The organism is Allobosea sp. (genome assembly GCF_035999205.1).
Taxonomy (GTDB): domain Bacteria; phylum Pseudomonadota; class Alphaproteobacteria; order Rhizobiales; family Beijerinckiaceae; genus Allobosea.
This window is the reverse complement of sequence record NZ_DASYHA010000025.1, coordinates 569,948-585,819: the sequence shown is the minus strand read 5'-3', so window position 1 is coordinate 585,819 and position 15,872 is coordinate 569,948. Positions and strand designations below refer to the sequence as shown.

At 68.4% G+C, this 15,872-nt stretch carries 13 protein-coding genes; all 13 read left to right on the top strand.

Translation table 11 applies throughout. The features are described 5' to 3' along the window. Positions 1 to 14 precede the first annotated feature (14 nt). The 13 genes from VGN82_RS18170 (at position 15) to VGN82_RS18110 (ending at position 15,754) form a co-directional block, all read left to right on the top strand. Positions 15 to 896, top strand: coding sequence for a DUF2163 domain-containing protein (locus tag VGN82_RS18170; RefSeq protein WP_327528443.1), 882 nt, complete (start codon positions 15 to 17; stop codon positions 894 to 896). After that, positions 893 to 1,336, top strand: a complete 444-nt coding sequence (locus VGN82_RS18165) for a C40 family peptidase (RefSeq protein ID WP_327528442.1) — start codon at positions 893 to 895, stop codon at positions 1,334 to 1,336. Before VGN82_RS18170 ends, VGN82_RS18165 begins: the two co-directional genes overlap by 4 nt. Further along, positions 1,336 to 5,253 carry a baseplate multidomain protein megatron gene (locus tag VGN82_RS18160; protein ID WP_327528441.1) on the top strand — a complete coding sequence of 1,306 codons (3,918 nt, stop codon included), beginning with the start codon at positions 1,336 to 1,338 and terminating at the stop codon, positions 5,251 to 5,253. Before VGN82_RS18165 ends, VGN82_RS18160 begins: the two co-directional genes overlap by 1 nt. Before the next feature lie 55 nt (positions 5,254 to 5,308). Continuing rightward, positions 5,309 to 5,629, top strand: coding sequence for a PepSY domain-containing protein (locus VGN82_RS18155; RefSeq protein WP_327528440.1), 321 nt, complete (start codon positions 5,309 to 5,311; stop codon positions 5,627 to 5,629). 40 nt (positions 5,630 to 5,669) lie between these two features. Then, the gene (locus VGN82_RS18150; RefSeq protein ID WP_327528439.1) at positions 5,670 to 6,338 is read left to right on the top strand and encodes a response regulator transcription factor; all 669 of its coding nucleotides are present in this window, start codon (positions 5,670 to 5,672) and stop codon (positions 6,336 to 6,338) included. 9 nt (positions 6,339 to 6,347) lie between these two features. Beyond that, entirely contained in the window at positions 6,348 to 7,724 is a 1,377-nt protein-coding gene (locus VGN82_RS18145; RefSeq protein WP_327528438.1) for a sensor histidine kinase, read from the top strand. Between the two features lie 76 nt (positions 7,725 to 7,800). Next, positions 7,801 to 8,904, top strand: a complete 1,104-nt coding sequence (gene ccmI, locus VGN82_RS18140) for a c-type cytochrome biogenesis protein CcmI (RefSeq protein ID WP_327528437.1) — start codon at positions 7,801 to 7,803, stop codon at positions 8,902 to 8,904. After that, a complete protein-coding gene (gene ccmE / locus VGN82_RS18135) occupies positions 8,901 to 9,428 on the top strand; it encodes a cytochrome c maturation protein CcmE (protein ID WP_327528436.1) in 528 nt (175 codons plus the stop codon). The genes ccmI and ccmE overlap by 4 nt, the downstream gene beginning before the upstream one ends. 7 nt (positions 9,429 to 9,435) lie before the next feature. Next, positions 9,436 to 11,418, top strand: coding sequence for a heme lyase CcmF/NrfE family subunit (locus VGN82_RS18130; RefSeq protein WP_327528435.1), 1,983 nt, complete (start codon positions 9,436 to 9,438; stop codon positions 11,416 to 11,418). Between the two features lie 5 nt (positions 11,419 to 11,423). Then, on the top strand, positions 11,424 to 11,903 hold the full coding sequence (locus VGN82_RS18125) for a cytochrome c-type biogenesis protein (RefSeq protein ID WP_327528434.1): 480 nt from the start codon (positions 11,424 to 11,426) through the stop codon (positions 11,901 to 11,903). 139 nt (positions 11,904 to 12,042) lie between these two features. Continuing rightward, positions 12,043 to 13,230 carry a Do family serine endopeptidase gene (locus VGN82_RS18120; protein WP_327528433.1) on the top strand — a complete coding sequence of 396 codons (1,188 nt, stop codon included), beginning with the start codon at positions 12,043 to 12,045 and terminating at the stop codon, positions 13,228 to 13,230. Positions 13,231 to 13,518: 288 nt separating this feature from the next. Then, entirely contained in the window at positions 13,519 to 14,202 is a 684-nt protein-coding gene (locus VGN82_RS18115) for a response regulator transcription factor (protein ID WP_327528432.1), read from the top strand. A 49-nt stretch (positions 14,203 to 14,251) separates the two neighbouring features. Then, positions 14,252 to 15,754, top strand: coding sequence for a HAMP domain-containing sensor histidine kinase (locus VGN82_RS18110; protein ID WP_327529176.1), 1,503 nt, complete (start codon positions 14,252 to 14,254; stop codon positions 15,752 to 15,754). Positions 15,755 to 15,872 lie beyond the last annotated feature (118 nt).

Here is a 15,872-nt window from a genome sequence, read left to right as displayed (position 1 = left end):
GGAAGGACATCGCGATGCGTGACATCCCAGAAGCCCTGGCGGAGCATCTCGCCCAGGGCGCGACAACGCTCTGCCGCTGTTGGAGCCTGACGCGCCGCGACGGCGCCGTGCTCGGCTTCACCGATCATGACGGCCCGCTGTCCTTCGACGGTATCGCTTTCGCGGCCATGACGGGCCTCGAGGCCGCGGAGAGCGCCGCCGAACTCGGTTTTGCCATCGGGGGCGGAGACGTCTCGGGCGCACTGCTCGCGGCCGGGCTCAACGAGGCCGATCTCGCGCGCGGGCTCTACGACGATGCGCGCGTCGCGATCTGGCTGGTGAACTGGTCCGACGTCGCGCAGCGCATCCTGCTGGAAACCGGCTTCGTCGGCGAGATCAGGCGCGGCGACCGCGGCTTCACCGCCGAGGTGAGGGGACTGGCCAAGGCCTTCGACGAGGAGCGCGGCCGGCTTTATATGCGCTCCTGCTCCGCCGATCTCGGTGATGCGCGCTGCGGCGTCGCCTTGGCGGCGATCACCGCGACCGTCGCTGCGAGCGACGGCCGCCTCGGGCTGACCGCGCCGGCGCTCGCAGGCTTCGCGGATGGACATTTCACCGGCGGCCGCCTGATCTTCACCAGCGGGGCCAATATCGGCTTCGCAACGGAGGTGAAGCGCCATGGGGCGGCGGGCGGGCTCGTCGCGCTGCAGCTCTGGCAGGCACCGCCGGCGGCTATCGTCGCTGGCGATGCGTTCACCCTTTCTCCCGGCTGCGACAAGAGCTTCGCGACCTGCCAGGCCAAATTCGCCAACGGCATCAATTTCCGCGGCTTTCCGCACATGCCCGGCACCGACTTCATCATCGGCGGGGTCAGGCCGGGCGACGGGGCACTTGATGGCGGGAGCCTGTTCCGATGAGCGCGAAGGTCTCTCGGGTCGGTATCGTCGAGGCAGCGCGGCTCTGGCTCGGCACGCCCTATCACCATCAGGCTTCGCTCCGGGGCGTCGGCTGCGACTGCCTCGGGCTGGTGCGCGGCGTCTGGCGCGACCTCTACGGCGACGAGCCGGAGATCCCGCCGCCCTATTCGCTGGGCTGGGCGGAAAGCCTGGGCGTGGAGACGCTCGCGGAAGCGGCATTGCGGCATCTGCTGCCCATCGTGCCCGGGCTGGAACGGCCGGGCGACGTCCTGCTGTTTCGCTGGCGCGCCCATCTCCCGGCCAAGCACTGCGCCATCCTCACCGCGCCGGATGCCATCATGCACGCCCATGACGGGGCGCAGGTCAGCGAGGTCGCGTTCTCGCCCTGGTGGCGGCGGCATCTGAGCCACGCCTTTACCTTTCCGGAGGTCATCGACTGATGGCGACGCTTCTTCTGCAGGTCGCGGGCAGCGCGCTCGGCACGGCGCTGGGCGGGCCGATCGGAGCCGTTATCGGCCAGGCTATCGGCGGCATCGCCGGCGCTCGCATCGATCAGTCGCTTCTCGGCGGCTCGGGCGGCACCCGCACCATCGAGGGGCCGCGCCTGACCGAGATCGACGGGCTGGCCTCCAGCGAGGGCGCTGCGATCCCGCGCGTCTATGGCCGTGCCCGCATCGGCGGACAATTGATCTGGGCGACGCGCTTCGAGGAGGAAATCAAGGTCTCCGTCACCCGCACGAAGAGCGGCGGCAAGGGCAGCCCGAAGCAGAAGTCCGTCGAGACCACCTACAGCTACTACGCCAATCTCGCCATCGGACTGTGTGAGGGGCCGATTGCTTTCGTCCGCCGCATCTGGGCCGATGGCCGCGAACTGGATGTCACGACTGTCGGCATGCGCGTGCATCAGGGCCACGAAGGGCAGGCGCCCGATCCGCTGATCGTCGCCAAGGAGGCCGGCGCTGCCCCGGCCTATCGCGGCCTCGCCTATGTCGTGTTCGAGCGCTTTCCTTTGGCCGACTACGGCAACCGCGTACCGCAATTCGCATTCGAGGTCGTGCGGGCCGTTGATGGCCTCAACCAGATGATCCGGGCCGTGACGCTGATCCCAGGAGCCAGCGAATTCGTCTACGAGATGCGCCAGGTCAATCACGAGCCGGAACCCGGCGTGACCGAGAGCTTGAGCCGGCACCAGCTCTATGGTGGCTCGGATGTGGACACCGCGCTGGGCCACCTCGTCGCGCTTTGCCCCAACCTGCGGCGGGTCTCGCTCGTCGTGTCCTGGTTCGGCGACGATCTGCGCGCAGGCTCCTGCACGCTCGCCCCGCGCGTCGAGCTTGTCCATAAGCCGACCATCGGCGCGGAATGGTCGGTTGCAGGGCTCAACCGCATGACGTCGCGCGTCGTCAGCGAGGCCGGCGGGCGGCCAGCCTTCGGCGGCACGCCGTCGGATGCGAGCGTGATCCGGCTGATCCGGCGCCTGCGCGACGATTACGGCCTCGAGGTCGTCCTCTATCCCTTCGTGATGATGGACATCCCGGCAGGGAATGCGCTGCCCGACCCCGCGACCGGCGCTGTCGGTCAGCCGCGCTATCCCTGGCGCGGCCGCATCACCTGCTCGCCGGCGCCGGGCAGCCTCGGCAGTGTCGATGGCGCTGCGGCTGCCGAGGCGCAGCTCGCGGCCTTCCTCGGCACGGTTTCCGCCGCCGACATGTCCGCCGCCGACGAGCGGATTGACTGCGCCAACCCGGACGAATGGAGCTACAGCCGCTTCATCCTGCACTACGCCATCCTTGCGCAGGCGGCAGGCGGTGTCAGCGGCTTCGTGCTCGGTTCGGAAATGCCCGGCCTGACGCGGGTTCGCGGTGCTGTCGGCTATCCGATGGTGGATGGGCTTGTCGGCCTCGCCGGGGAAGTCGCGACGCTCCTGCCTTCGGCTACCCTGACCTATGCCGCCGACTGGACCGAATACGGCGCGCATGTCCGCAATGGCGGGCAGGACATTGCCTTTCCACTCGATCCGCTCTGGGCGTCGCCTGCGATCGGCGCGATCGGCATCGATTTCTACCCGCCGCTCTCGGACTGGCGCGATACCAGCGATCATGCCGACACCAGCGTCGCGAGCGGCCCGAGCGATCTTGGCTATCTCCGTGCCCGCCTGAATTCCGGCGAGGCCCATGACTGGTACTATGCCGACATGGCCGGGCGCCTCGCTCAGACCCGCTTGCCGATCACGGATGGCGCCTATGGCAAGCCCTGGGTCTTTCGGCCTAAGGATCTCGTTGGCTGGTGGAGCCAGCCCCATGTCGCCCGTGTCGGCGGCGTCGAGACGACCGCGACGCCCTTCGTGCCCGGCGCCAAGCCAATCTGGCTGACCGAGATCGGCGTGCCCGCCGTCGACAAGGGGGCGAACGCGCCGAATGTCTTCCCCGACGCGAAATCGGCCGAGAGCGGCTATCCCCACTTCTCGAGCGGTGCGCGCGATGATCTCGTCCAGGCGCGCGGGCTGGAGGCGATCATCTCGGGCTTCGACCCGGCGCGGGAAGGCTTCGAGGCCGCCCGCAATCCGGTGCATCCGGTGACCGGCATCCGCATGGTCGACCCCGCCAACATCTTCGTCTGGAGCTATGATGCCCGGCCATTCCCGGCGTTTCCCGACCTTGGCGGCATCTGGGCCGATGGCGCGAGCTACGATACAGGCCACTGGCTCAACGGCCGCATCGAGGGGACGCCCGTCGATCGGCTGCTGCGTCGGATCCTCGCTGATTTCGGCCTGCCGGCGGCGGACGCCATCTCCGTCGACGGCTTTGTCGACGGCTATGTGCTCGAGCGGCCGCTATCGGCGCGGCAGGCACTCGAACCGCTCGGCCAGATCTTCGGCTTCGACGCGACGATGAGCTCGGGGCGGCTGGTCTTCCGCGGTCGGGCGGGGAGCGTCTCGCGCGTTCTCTCGGCGGACGATTGGGTGCTCGACCGCGACGGCCAGCCCTACGAACTGCGCCGCTCGCAGGAGAGCGAGCTGCCGCTGGAATTGCGGATCGGCTTCAGCGACGGCGAAAACGACTACCGCGCCGCTGCCTCCCGCTCGCGGCGGCTTGCCGGTGCGGCGCGGCGCGAAATCGGCGTCGAGACGGCGATCGTCACCCGTGCGGCCGAAGGCCAGCGCCTCGCCGATCAACGCCTGCAGGAGGTCTGGGCCGGCCGCGAGACGCTGCAGATCGAGTTGTCGCCTCGGTGTCTCGCGCTCGAGCCTGGCGATGTCGTCGCCTTGCCTGTCGTGGGGGCTCAGCGGCTCTTCCGCCTGACCCGGATCGATGACGGGCCGACCCGCAGGGCCAGCGCGCGTGCGGTCGAGCCGGCGATCTATCGCGGCAGCGGCGTGCCGAGCCTGCCGCGGCCGCTGCGGACTGGCCCGGCACTGCCCGGACGGCCCCTCGTCATTCCGCTCGCTTTGCCGATCGTGCGGACCCAGCCACCACCGCTGCTCTCGCTCGCCGCCTTCGCTTCGCCCTGGCCAGGGGCACTCGCCGTGTGGCAGGCCGATGGTGCCGGGCAGTTCGAGCTGCTGCGCCTGGTCGAGGCGCCCTCGATCGTCGGCGAGACACTGACCGTCCTGCCGCCTGGGCCAGTCTGGCGCACCGATGCCGGTTCCGTGCTCGATGTGCGCCTGCGCGGGGGCGTGCTCTCATCGGTCCCGGCCGAAGCAGCCCTTGCCGGAGCCAATGCGCTGGCGCTGCTCGACGAAACCGGGGCGGTCGAAATCGTGACGGCGGCCCATGTCGAGCTGATCGGCCCGCAGCGCTTCCGGCTGTCGGGGTTGATCCGCGGTCTCGGGGGGGCGGAGCGGGAGGCGGGGCGCAGCCTGCCGATCGGCTCCCGCCTCGTTCTTCTCGACGGCGCCGCGGTCACCCTGACGAGTGAACTCGGCGATCTCGGGCGCGAAGAGCGTTACCGCATCGCTCCCGTCCAGCGCGATGTCGGCGACCCCTCGATGGCGGAGCTGACAGTCAGGATCGGCAGCGAGGCGCTGAGACCGCTTTCGCCCGTGCATCCGCGCGCCCGTCGCGGCGGCGGTGCCATCGCGATCGATTGGATCAGGCGCAGCCGCATCGACGGCGATTCCTGGGATCTGGTCGAAGTCCCGCTCGGCGAGGAGACGGAAGCCTACGAGATCTCGATTCGGAGCGGGGGCGCCACCTTGCGCAACGCGAGGACGACCGCTGCGGCATGGTCGTACCCGGAGGCTCTGGAGTTGGCTGATTTCGGCGCGCCGCAGGCCGAGATCGAAATTGTGATCGCCCAAATGAGTGCCACTGCCGGGCGCGGTCATGAATGGCTTGGACGCGTGCCCGTGCGCTGACATAGTCAGGCGCGTTTCAGCATTCATGGCGCGTTCACGCGTGCGGGATTAGCCCATGTTGATGATGCCCGTCGAACCCATCTTCGCACTCGCTCTGCTGGCGACGCCGCTGCCGATCGTGCAGATCGACAGTCAGGATCCGATTTCCTGCCTGTCCGCCGACGAGACGCGCGACGCCGTCGCGGATGGGCGCGTCATCCAGCCCGCCCAGGCCTCCCGTCACGCGCGCCAGGCGGCGCCGGGCGAGGTCGTGCGCATCCGGCTTTGCCGACAGGGCGAGGACTATGTCTATGTGGTGACGACGTTGAAGCGTGACGGGCGCGTCGCACGCGTGACGCTCGAAGGACAGTCTGGCAAGGTCGCGACCATTCGCTGATCCAATTGCGCCCGACCATCGCCAACAGGAGCTACCCACTGTGAGACTGCTCGTCGTCGAGGACGACAAGGACCTCAACCGCCAGATCGTCACCGCTCTGGAGAATGCCGGCTATGCCGTCGACAAGGCCTTCGATGGCGAGGAAGGGCTCTATCTCGGCGAGACCGAGCCTTATGACGCCGTGATTCTCGATCTCGGCCTGCCGAAGGTCGATGGCGTCGCCGTGCTCCAGGGCTGGCGTCGCGCCGGCAAGACCATGCCGGTCCTGATTCTCACCGCGCGCGACCGCTGGAGCGACAAGGTCGGGGGCTTCGATGCCGGCGCCGACGACTACGTCACCAAGCCCTTCCATGTCGAGGAGCTGCTGGCGCGCGTGCGGGCGCTCTTGCGCCGCGCCGCCGGCCACGCCACATCCGAGCTCGTCTGCGGGCCAGTCCGGCTCGATACGCGTGCGAGCCGCGTCGTCGTCGACGGCAACCCGATCAAGCTGACTTCGCACGAATACCGCCTGCTGGCCTATCTGATGCACCATCAGGGCCGCGTCGTCTCGCGCACGGAGCTGGTCGAACACCTCTACGACCAGGACTTCGATCGCGATTCCAACACGATCGAGGTCTTTGTCGGTCGCCTGCGCAAGAAGCTCGGTGTCGAGATCATCGAGACCGTCCGCGGCCTCGGCTACATCGCAGCCGCGCCCGAGAAGGTCTGACGCCGGGACATGCCATTCAGGTCGCATCGCTACTCGCTCGGCGCGCGGCTGTTCCTCTCGGCGGCGATTTGCTGCGCCCTGGTGCTCGTTTTGGCAGGTTTCGGCCTGACCACCTTCTACCGCCGTTCGGCCGAGCGCGGCTTCGACGAGCGCCTCAGCGTCTACATTAAGGAACTCATCGCCGACCTCGCAGCCCCGCCGGAGACAGAGCGGCAGGCGATCGGCGATCTCGGCGAGCCGCGTTTCGACCTGCCGCTGTCGGGCTGGTATTGGCAGATCATCCGGCTCGACGGCGAGCGGCCGACCATTCGCGCCTCGCGCTCCCTCGTCGGCGGTCAGTTGCCCAAGCTGCTCGACCAGCCGATCGCGCCGAATGCGCGAGGCCTGCGCGAAAGCTACATCTCCGGGCCCGATGACCGTTCGCTGCGAATCCTCGAGCGCGAGATCGATGTCGGGGAGGACGGGCGTTTCTCGGTTGCGGTCGCGGCCCCGTCAGACGAGATCGATGCCGACATCCGCGACTTCCGGCTGGCGCTGACGATGACCTTCCTCCTGCTCGGCCTGGCACTGGTCGCCTCAACCATCATCCAGGTGCGCTTCGGATTGCGCCCCCTTGTCCGCCTGGGGGCGGCCGTCGGCATGGTGCGCACCGGCGAGACGCCGCGCATCGTCGGCCGCTATCCGCCCGATCTCGCGCCGCTTGCCGGCGAGCTCAACCAGCTCATCGACGCCAATCACGAGATTCTCGACCGCGCCCGCACCCAGGTCGGCAACCTGGCCCATGCCCTCAAGACCCCGCTCAGCGTGTTGCTGAACGAAGCTGAGGCGGGCGACGGGCAATTGCCTCAGACGGTCAAGGCGCAGGCCGCGATCATGCGCGATCAGGTCCAATACTATCTCGATCGCGCCCGGGCGGCCGCGCTCTCCGGTGCGTTGGGCGGCGTCACCGAGATTGCGCCTTCGCTTGATGCCCTGATCCGCACCTTCTCCAAGATCTCGCAGGGCAAGGGCATCTCCGGCAGCCATACGGTGTCGGCGCGGGCCCGCTTCAGGGGCGAGAAGCAGGATTTCGAGGAGATGCTCGGCAATCTCCTCGACAATGCCTTCAAATGGGCCGAGTCCACGGTCGAGGTCTCGCTGGACAAGCAGGACGATGATGGGCCCGGCCGGATCGCCCTGCTGATCGACGATGACGGTCCGGGCTTGCCCGATGACGCCATGATGGACGTCGTGAAACGCGGCAGGCGCCTCGACGAGGCGACACCGGGTTCGGGCCTGGGGCTTTCGATCGTGGTCGATCTGGCCAAGCTCTACGGTGGCGAACTGTCGCTGCAGCGCTCGCCTCTCGGCGGCCTGCGCGCCCGTCTCGCGCTGCCCTCCGTCTGAGCCGATCACCGCTGCGTGACCCTTTGTCGCCATCTTCTGACATGATGCCGAGCCTGATTTTGGCTAAGAGCATCGCATGCTGATCTGGATCATCTTCGCGCTCATGACGGGGGCGGCGATTTTCGCCCTGCTCTGGCCGCTCAGCCATGGCCGGGTGGCGGCTTTCGCCGACACGGCGGATGCGACCAACCTCTATCGCGCCCAGCTCGGCGAGATCGAGCGCGATGTTGCGCGCAAGCTGATCGGGCCGGCAGAGGCGGAGGCTGCGCGCGCGGAAGCGGCGCGACGCCTGCTGCGTGCATCCGGCAACGAGGCCGGTCCGGCCGGCGAGACGGAATCGTCGCTGCGCCGACGCCGGGCGAGTTCCGCGCTGGCGCTGTCCTGCGTGCCGCTGCTCGCGCTCCTGGTCTATGGCGCCTATGGCTCGCCGGGCAATCCCGATCAGCCCCTTGCCGCACGGCTTCAGGCCGATTCCTCGCGCCAGGATTTCGCGCTGGCGCTGTCGCGGATCGAGACGCATCTCGCCAACAATCCATCGGATGCGAAAGGCTGGTCCGTCATCGCGCCGGTCTACATGCGCCAGGGCCGCTACGACGATGCCGCGACGGCCTTCGCCTCGGCGATCCGTCATGGCGAAGCGAAACCCGAAATGCATGCCGGTCTGGGCGAAGCCCTCACGCTGGCGGCCGGCGGCGTCGTGACCGCCGCTGCTCGCGAAAGCATGGTCGAAGCGCTTCGGCTCGATCCGAAGAATCCCCGTGCCCGCTTTTTCCTCGCCATCGGCAAGGAGCAGGACGGCGACATGGAAGGGGCCATCGCGGCTCTCCGCGCACTGCTCGCAGATGCCGAGGCAGATGCGCCCTGGGCGCAGGCTGTTCGCCAGCGGCTCGAGCGGTTGGGGGCCGAATCCGCCGGCAGCGCCATCGCGGCCCTGCCTGCCGCCGATCGGCAGGCAGCGATCCGCGCCATGGTCGATGGCCTGGCCGAGCGTCTCAAGGCTGGCGGCGGCACCTTGCCGGAATGGACGCGGCTCATCCGTTCGCAGGCCGTCCTCGGTGACAAGGCGGCGGCGCGGGGCGCACTTGCGACGGCGCGAGAGCGCCTGGCCCAGGACGCCGAGGCACCCGCCAAGCTCGATGCGCTCGAAAGCGAACTCTCGCTGAAGGAGACGGCGCCATGACGGCTGCCGAGCAACCACGCCCGGCCGCCATCAGGCGGCGCTCGTCGCGCAAGCAGCGGCGGCTCGTGCTGATCGGCTCGGCCGGCGCCGTTCTCTGCATCGCCGCCGGGCTCGTCCTGTTCGCGTTGCGCGATACGATCGTGTTCTTCTACGGTCCCACCGAGATCACGGAAAAGGGCGTCGCTCCGGGTACGCGCATGCGTGTCGGTGGGTTGGTAGAGGCCGGCTCGGTGGTGCGTGGGCCGGGCCAGCGCGTCGTCTTTGCCGTCACCGACAGCCGAACCGCGATCAAGGTGACCTATGACGGGCTGCTGCCGGACCTCTTCCGCGAGGGGCAGGGCGTCGTCACCGAAGGCGTCTTCCAGGGGGGCGGGCAATTCCGCGCCGATTCCGTCCTGGCCAAGCATGACGAGACCTACATGCCGCGCGAAGTCGCCGATGCGCTGAAGAAGCAGGGGCATTGGCAGCCCGGCACCGACACGCAAGCGTCGCCGGCCAGCGCGGCGCCGCAGGCCAAGCCGTGAGGCGCGCATGATCGTCGAAATCGGCCATTTCGCGCTGGCCCTGGCGCTCGGCGTCGCCGTGGTTCAGGCGCTCGTGCCGCTCTGGGGCGTGGCGCGTCATGACAGGGCTCTTGCCGGTGTCGGCTCGGCGGCGGCGATCACCTGCTTCCTGCTGGTCGCATTATCCTTCGCCGCGCTGGTCGCCTCTTATGTGCGCTCCGACTTCTCGGTCGAGAATGTCGTCGCGAATTCGCATTCGACGCAGCCGCTGATCTACAAGTTCACCTCTGTCTGGGGCAATCACGAAGGCTCCATGCTGCTCTGGGTGCTGATCCTGACGCTGTTCGGCGCTCTGGTCGCCTTGTCGCGCCGGTCCCTGCCGCTGCGGCTGCGGGCCGGGACGCTGGCGGCCCAGGGCATGGTCACGGTCGCCTTCCTGGCCTTCACCCTGCTGACCTCGAACCCGTTCCGACGGATGCTGCCAGCTCCGCCCGACGGGCAGGATCTCAACCCGATCCTGCAGGACCTCGGTCTCGCGATCCATCCGCCACTGCTCTATGTCGGCTATGTCGGCTTCTCGATCACCTATGCCTTTGCGGTCGCGGCGCTGATCGACGGGCGCATCGATGCGGTCTGGGCCCGTGCCGTCCGGCCCTGGACACTGCTCGCCTGGGTGTTTCTGACGCTCGGCATCGCGATGGGCTCCTATTGGGCCTATTACGAGTTGGGCTGGGGCGGCTGGTGGTTCTGGGATCCGGTCGAGAATGCCTCGCTGATGCCCTGGCTCGCGGGCACCGCGCTGATCCATTCGACAGTGGTGATGGAGAAGCGCGACGCCCTCAAGGTCTGGACGATCCTGCTCGCGATCCTGACCTTCTCCCTGTCGCTGCTCGGCACCTTCATCGTCCGCTCGGGCGTGCTGACCTCGGTGCACTCCTTCGCCACCGACCCGGCGCGCGGGCTCTTCATCCTCTTCATCCTGATCTTCTTCGTCGGTGGCTCGCTGGCGCTGTTTGCCTGGCGCGCGCCGCTGCTGCGGCAGGGCGGCCTGTTCGCGCCGGTGTCGCGGGAGGGCGCGCTCGTCGTCAACAACGTCTTCATCGCCACGGCCTGCGCCACCGTCTTCATCGGCACGCTCTATCCGCTGGTGCTGGAGATGCTGACCGGCGACAAGATTTCTGTCGGCCCGCCGTTCTTCAACGCGACCTTCGTTCCCCTGCTTGTGCCGCTGCTGCTGATCCTGCCGCTCGGCCAGTCGCTGGCCTGGAAGCGTGGAGACCTGCTCGGTGCGGCGCAGCGCAATGCCGCCGCCTTCGGCCTCGCTCTCGTCGTCGCGCTCGGGTTGATCGCCATGACGCGTGGCGGCCCGGTCCTGGCACCGCTGGGGATCGGCCTTGGCGCCTTCCTTGTCCTCAGCGCGATCGTCGATCTGGGCGAGCGGATCGTTTCCCGCGCCAGCGGCTGGCCGGCCGTGCTGTCGCGCGCCAAGGGCCTGCCGCGATCGGCCTGGGGTACTGCCTTCGCCCATGCCGGTGTCGGCCTGAGCGTGATCGGCATCGCGGCCGCCGCCTGGAGCACGGAGGCGATCGGCGTGCTCAAGCCGGGCGAGCGCCTGACCAGCGGCCGCTACACGGTCGTGCTGGAATCGGTTCTGCCGCGCAGTGGACCGAATTTTCGCGCGGAGGTGGCGCGCTTCCAGCTCTTCTCCGGCAATCGCGAGCTTGGCCCGGTCGAAGCTGCCAAGCGCATCTACACCGCCCGCTCCATGCCGACGACGGAGGCCGGCATCCGCTCGGACGGTCTGAGCCAGGCCTATGTCGCGTTGGGCGAGCCGCAGGGCGACGGCGCGATCGCGGTCAGGCTCTACGACAAGCCGCTGATCCTGCTGATCTGGATCGGCTCGATCGTGATGGCCTTTGGTGGTGCGCTCTCGCTGACCGACCGGCGTTTCCGGCTGGCCGCACCGAAGCGCGCTGCACCGCAGCCCGCAGCCGTGCAGCCGGCGGAGTGAATGCGATGCGACCCGCATCCAGGCCTCGCCTTGCCCTCGCCCTCCTGCTCGGTTTCGCCACGGCGGGGCCGGCTTTTGCCGTCCAGCCCGGCGAGATCCTGCCTGACGCCGCGCTGGAGCAGCGCGCCCGCGCGATCTCTTCGGAACTGCGTTGCCTGGTCTGCCAGAACCAGTCGATCGACGATTCCGATGCGCCCCTGGCCAAGGACCTGCGCGTGCTCGTCCGCGAGCGGCTCGTCGCCGGCGACAGCGACCGCGCGGTGCGCGAATTCGTCGTGGCGCGCTATGGCGACTTCGTCCTGCTGCGGCCTCCGTTCGACCTCCGGACGGCGCTGCTCTGGGCCGCGCCCTTCCTGATCCTGCTGGCGGCGCTCGGCTTCATGTGGCGGCGGGGCAGGGCGATGGCGGCGCCCACGAGCGCGGCCCCGCTCTCCGACGAAGAGCGCCGCCGGGTCGAGCGCTTGCTCGGCGACGACGCTCCCTGACCCGTCTCGGCCGCGCTCAGAAACAAATCGATACCTTACGAAATCGTCATCTTTGGGCGAAGGCGGCGTAACGCGCCGGCCGTCATGGTCCTCGTCACGAGCAGGGAAGGCCCTGCCGATCGTTTCGAGGTTTAGCACCATGACGACCAGCAATACCCCTTCGCGGTCCATCCTGAAGCGCGGCGCACTGCTCGCCGGCGCGGCGACCCTTGGCATCGGCCTCGCCGCCGGCCTCGCCGATGGCGCGCTGAAGTTCGACCATCCCGCATTCGCCCAGCCGATCCAGCTCTCGGGCGTCCAGACCAATCTTCCCTCCTTCGCCGACATGGTCGAGAAGGTGAAGCCCGCCGTCGTCTCCGTCCGCGTCAAGCAGAAGGTCGCCGGCGAGATGGACGACGACCAGGGCAGCCTGGACGATCTCCCGCCCGGCCTGCGCCGCTTCTTCGAGAACCAGCAGGGTCAGCAGCGCGGCATGCGTCCGGAACGCCCGCGGGCTCCCCAGGCCATGTCCCAGGGTTCGGGCTTCTTCGTCAGCCAGGACGGCTATGTCGTGACCAACAACCACGTCGTTGAAAAGGCGTCCGAGGTCCAGCTCGTCACCGATGACGGCAAGACGCTGAACGCCAAGGTCATCGGCACCGATCCGCGCACCGATCTGGCCCTGCTCAAGGTCACCGAGAGCGGCAGCTACCCCTTCGTGCAGCTGGCCTCCGGCAAGCCGCGCATCGGCGACTGGGTCCTGGCCGTCGGCAACCCCTTCGGTCTCGGCGGCACGGTCACGGCCGGTATCGTCTCGGCCCAGGGCCGCGACATCGGCTCGGGTCCCTATGACGACTTTCTGCAGATCGACGCTGCCGTGAACCGTGGCAATTCGGGTGGTCCGACCTTCAACCAGAAGGGTGAGGTCGTCGGCGTCAACACCGCGATCTACTCGCCGTCTGGCGGCAATGTCGGCATCGCCTTCGCGGTTCCCGCCGCGACCGTCGAGCAGGTCGTCGCAGCCCTCAAGAAGGACGGCAAGGTCTCGCGCGGCTTCATCGGCGTGCAGATCCAGCCGGTGACCGGCGAAGTTGCCGACGCGATCGGTCTCAAGGACGCCCATGGCGCCCTGGTCGCCGCCGCCGAGAAGGATGGCCCCGCCGCCAAGGCTGGCATCAAGCGCGGCGACACGATCATCTCGGTCGACGGCGAGCAGATCAAGGACGCCCGCGACCTCTCGCGCAAGATCGCCAAGTATGCGCCGGGCTCGAAGGCCAAGATCACGATCTGGCGCGATGGCAAGGAGCGCGACATCAGCTTCGAGGTCGGCCGCCAGCCGGCTGCCTGATCTCGACCTCCTTCAACACGACGCCTGTCCCTTTTGGATAGGCGTCGTGCAGAGGCAAGGCTCGTGTCTCCTGGCAGCCTGTCGCCCCCCGCCGGGAGAGCAGCCTTCACCGCGGCAGGCCGGATGCGTATCCTCCGGCCTGCCGTTTTGCGTTTTCTGGGCTGGAGCCGGATCCGATCAGGTTGAATCAACCTGATCGGCGATGCCGTCTCCCAACTGAGGATAGAGAACGCGTGATCCGATCAGATTACTCTGCAATCCGATCGGCGCGTGCTCTAGAGTTAGGCCATGCGACTCCTGATCGTCGAAGATGATGCCGAGGCTGCGGCCTATCTGACCAAGGCCTTTCGCGAGGCCGGCCATGTCGCCGACCATGCCGGGGATGGGCTCGAGGGTTATGCGATGGCCGAAGGCGGGGGCTACGACGTGCTCGTCGTCGATCGCATGCTGCCGCGGCTCGATGGCCTCTCGCTGATCCGCTCGTTGCGCGAGCAGAAGGATGCGACGCCGGCCCTGATCCTCTCCGCCCTGGCTCAGGTCGACGACCGCGTGAAGGGCCTGCGCGCCGGCGGCGACGACTATCTGCCCAAGCCCTATGCCTTTTCCGAGCTCCTCGCCCGGGTGGAGGTCCTGGCCCGCCGCCGGGGTGCGCCGGCCTCCGAGCCCACGACCTATCGCGTCGGCGAGCTCGAACTCGACCGCCTGGCCCATCGCGTGACGCGGGGTGGCAGCGAGATCCTGCTTCAGCCGCGCGAGTTCCGCCTGCTCGAATACCTGATGAAGCATGCCGGCCAGGTGGTGACGCGCACGATGCTGCTGGAGAACGTCTGGGACTATCATTTCGATCCGCAGACCAACGTGATCGACGTGCATGTCAGCCGCCTGCGCGCCAAGGTCGACAAGGGCTTCGAGCATCCGATGATCCATACCATCCGCGGCGCGGGATACATGGTCCGTGACACCGCACGCTGACCCCGCGGCCGGGGGCGCTGCCACGGCATCGCGACAGGCGCAGCGCCTCCTGCCGAACCTGTTCCGGACGACCGCCTTCAAGCTGACGGCGGTCTACCTCGTCTTGTTTGCGCTCTTCGCCGGGCTGGTGCTGGGTTATGTCGCCTGGAACGCCCAGCGCCTGCTCGACGACCAGATCCGCTCGACCATCGATGCCGAGATCCAGGGGCTGGCCGAGCAGCAACGTCTCGGCGGCATCCGGCGGCTCGTCAGCATCATCGAGCGGCGCTCGCGGGCGCCCGGTGCCTCGCTCTATCTCGTCACCACCCCGGTCGGCGAGCGCATCGTCGGCAATGTCGAGGCGCTGCCGCCAGGCACGCTCGATCGCCCCGGCGAGACCGAGATCGAATATGCCCGCTCCAGCGAGGCGGTGGACACGCCGAGCCGCGCGATCGTGCGTGTCTTCATGCTGCCCGGCGGGTTTCGCCTGCTGGTCGGCCGCGATGTCGAGGAGCGCGAGCGGCTCGGCATCGTGATCCGCCGCGCAGCGGGCTGGTCGCTGCTGCTTGTCTTCGTGCTCGGCTGCTTCGCGAGCTGGTTCGTGGCGCGGCGCGTGCTGAAGCGCATCGATGACATGACCGGCACGGCACAGTCGATCATGGCCGGCGATCTCAAGGGCAGGCTCGCCATCGCTGGGACCGGTGACGAGCTCGACCGGCTGGCGCTCAACCTCAACGCGATGCTGGAGCGGATCGGCGAGCTGATGGCCGGCATGCAGCAGGTCTCGGACAACATCGCCCACGACCTCAAGACTCCGCTGACGCGGCTGCGCAACCGGGCCGAGGAGGCTTTGCGGACGGCGACAACCCCGGACGAACTGCGCACCGCGCTCGACGGCGCGATCGACGAGGCCGACAACCTGATCCGCGTCTTCAACGCGCTGCTGATGATCGCCCGGCTCGAGACTGGCCGCATCCAGGACAGCATGGACCGGCTCGACCTGTCGGAGATCGTCTCCGGCATGGCCGAGCTCTACGAGCCGCTGGCCGAGGAGGCGGGCCTGATGCTGGTCACCGAGGTCGCGCCGGGGCTGCGCATCGAGGGCAATCGCGAACTGATCGGGCAGGCCCTCGCCAACCTGATCGACAATGCGCTCAAATACGGTCAGCCCGCCGAGGGCGACGATGCGCGGGTGACGGTGGCGGCCGCGGAAGCCGATGGCCACGTGCTGCTGTCGGTCGCCGATCACGGCCAGGGTATTCCTGAGCAGGACAGGGAGCGCGTGCTCGACCGCTTCGTCCGGCTCGACGCCAGCCGCAGCAAGCCGGGCTTCGGTCTCGGCCTGTCGCTCGCTGCCGGTGTCGTGCGGCTGCATGGCGGCCAGATGCGGCTGGAGGACAACGCCCCGGGCCTGCGCGTTGTCATTGCGCTGCCGGTGGTCGAGCCCGAATCCGTCGCGCCCGGCGCCGTCGCAGCCAGGCCGGCCGAAGCCAAGCCTGTGGACACCTCGGCCTCGTCACAGGCTCCAGCCTCGACAGGGCAATCAAACCCTGCTGGCTTGCCATCCCGCTAGAGCCGGATCCGATCAGGTTGAACCAAGCCGATCGGTCAATTCGCCTCTGAACGATTGATAGGGAACGCGTGATCCGGTCTGATTGCTGCGCAGTCGGATCGGCGCGGCTCTCGGGGGA

Coding starts and splice junctions, on each gene's coding strand:
- VGN82_RS18170 (WP_327528443.1), top strand. CDS start 15: ATGCGTGACATCCCAGAAGCCCTGGCGGAGCATCTCGCCCAGGGCGCG.
- VGN82_RS18165 (WP_327528442.1), top strand. CDS start 893: ATGAGCGCGAAGGTCTCTCGGGTCGGTATCGTCGAGGCAGCGCGGCTC.
- VGN82_RS18160 (WP_327528441.1), top strand. CDS start 1,336: ATGGCGACGCTTCTTCTGCAGGTCGCGGGCAGCGCGCTCGGCACGGCG.
- VGN82_RS18155 (WP_327528440.1), top strand. CDS start 5,309: ATGTTGATGATGCCCGTCGAACCCATCTTCGCACTCGCTCTGCTGGCG.
- VGN82_RS18145 (WP_327528438.1), top strand. CDS start 6,348: ATGCCATTCAGGTCGCATCGCTACTCGCTCGGCGCGCGGCTGTTCCTC.
- ccmI (WP_327528437.1), top strand. CDS start 7,801: ATGCTGATCTGGATCATCTTCGCGCTCATGACGGGGGCGGCGATTTTC.
- ccmE (WP_327528436.1), top strand. CDS start 8,901: ATGACGGCTGCCGAGCAACCACGCCCGGCCGCCATCAGGCGGCGCTCG.
- VGN82_RS18130 (WP_327528435.1), top strand. CDS start 9,436: ATGATCGTCGAAATCGGCCATTTCGCGCTGGCCCTGGCGCTCGGCGTC.
- VGN82_RS18125 (WP_327528434.1), top strand. CDS start 11,424: ATGCGACCCGCATCCAGGCCTCGCCTTGCCCTCGCCCTCCTGCTCGGT.
- VGN82_RS18120 (WP_327528433.1), top strand. CDS start 12,043: ATGACGACCAGCAATACCCCTTCGCGGTCCATCCTGAAGCGCGGCGCA.
- VGN82_RS18115 (WP_327528432.1), top strand. CDS start 13,519: ATGCGACTCCTGATCGTCGAAGATGATGCCGAGGCTGCGGCCTATCTG.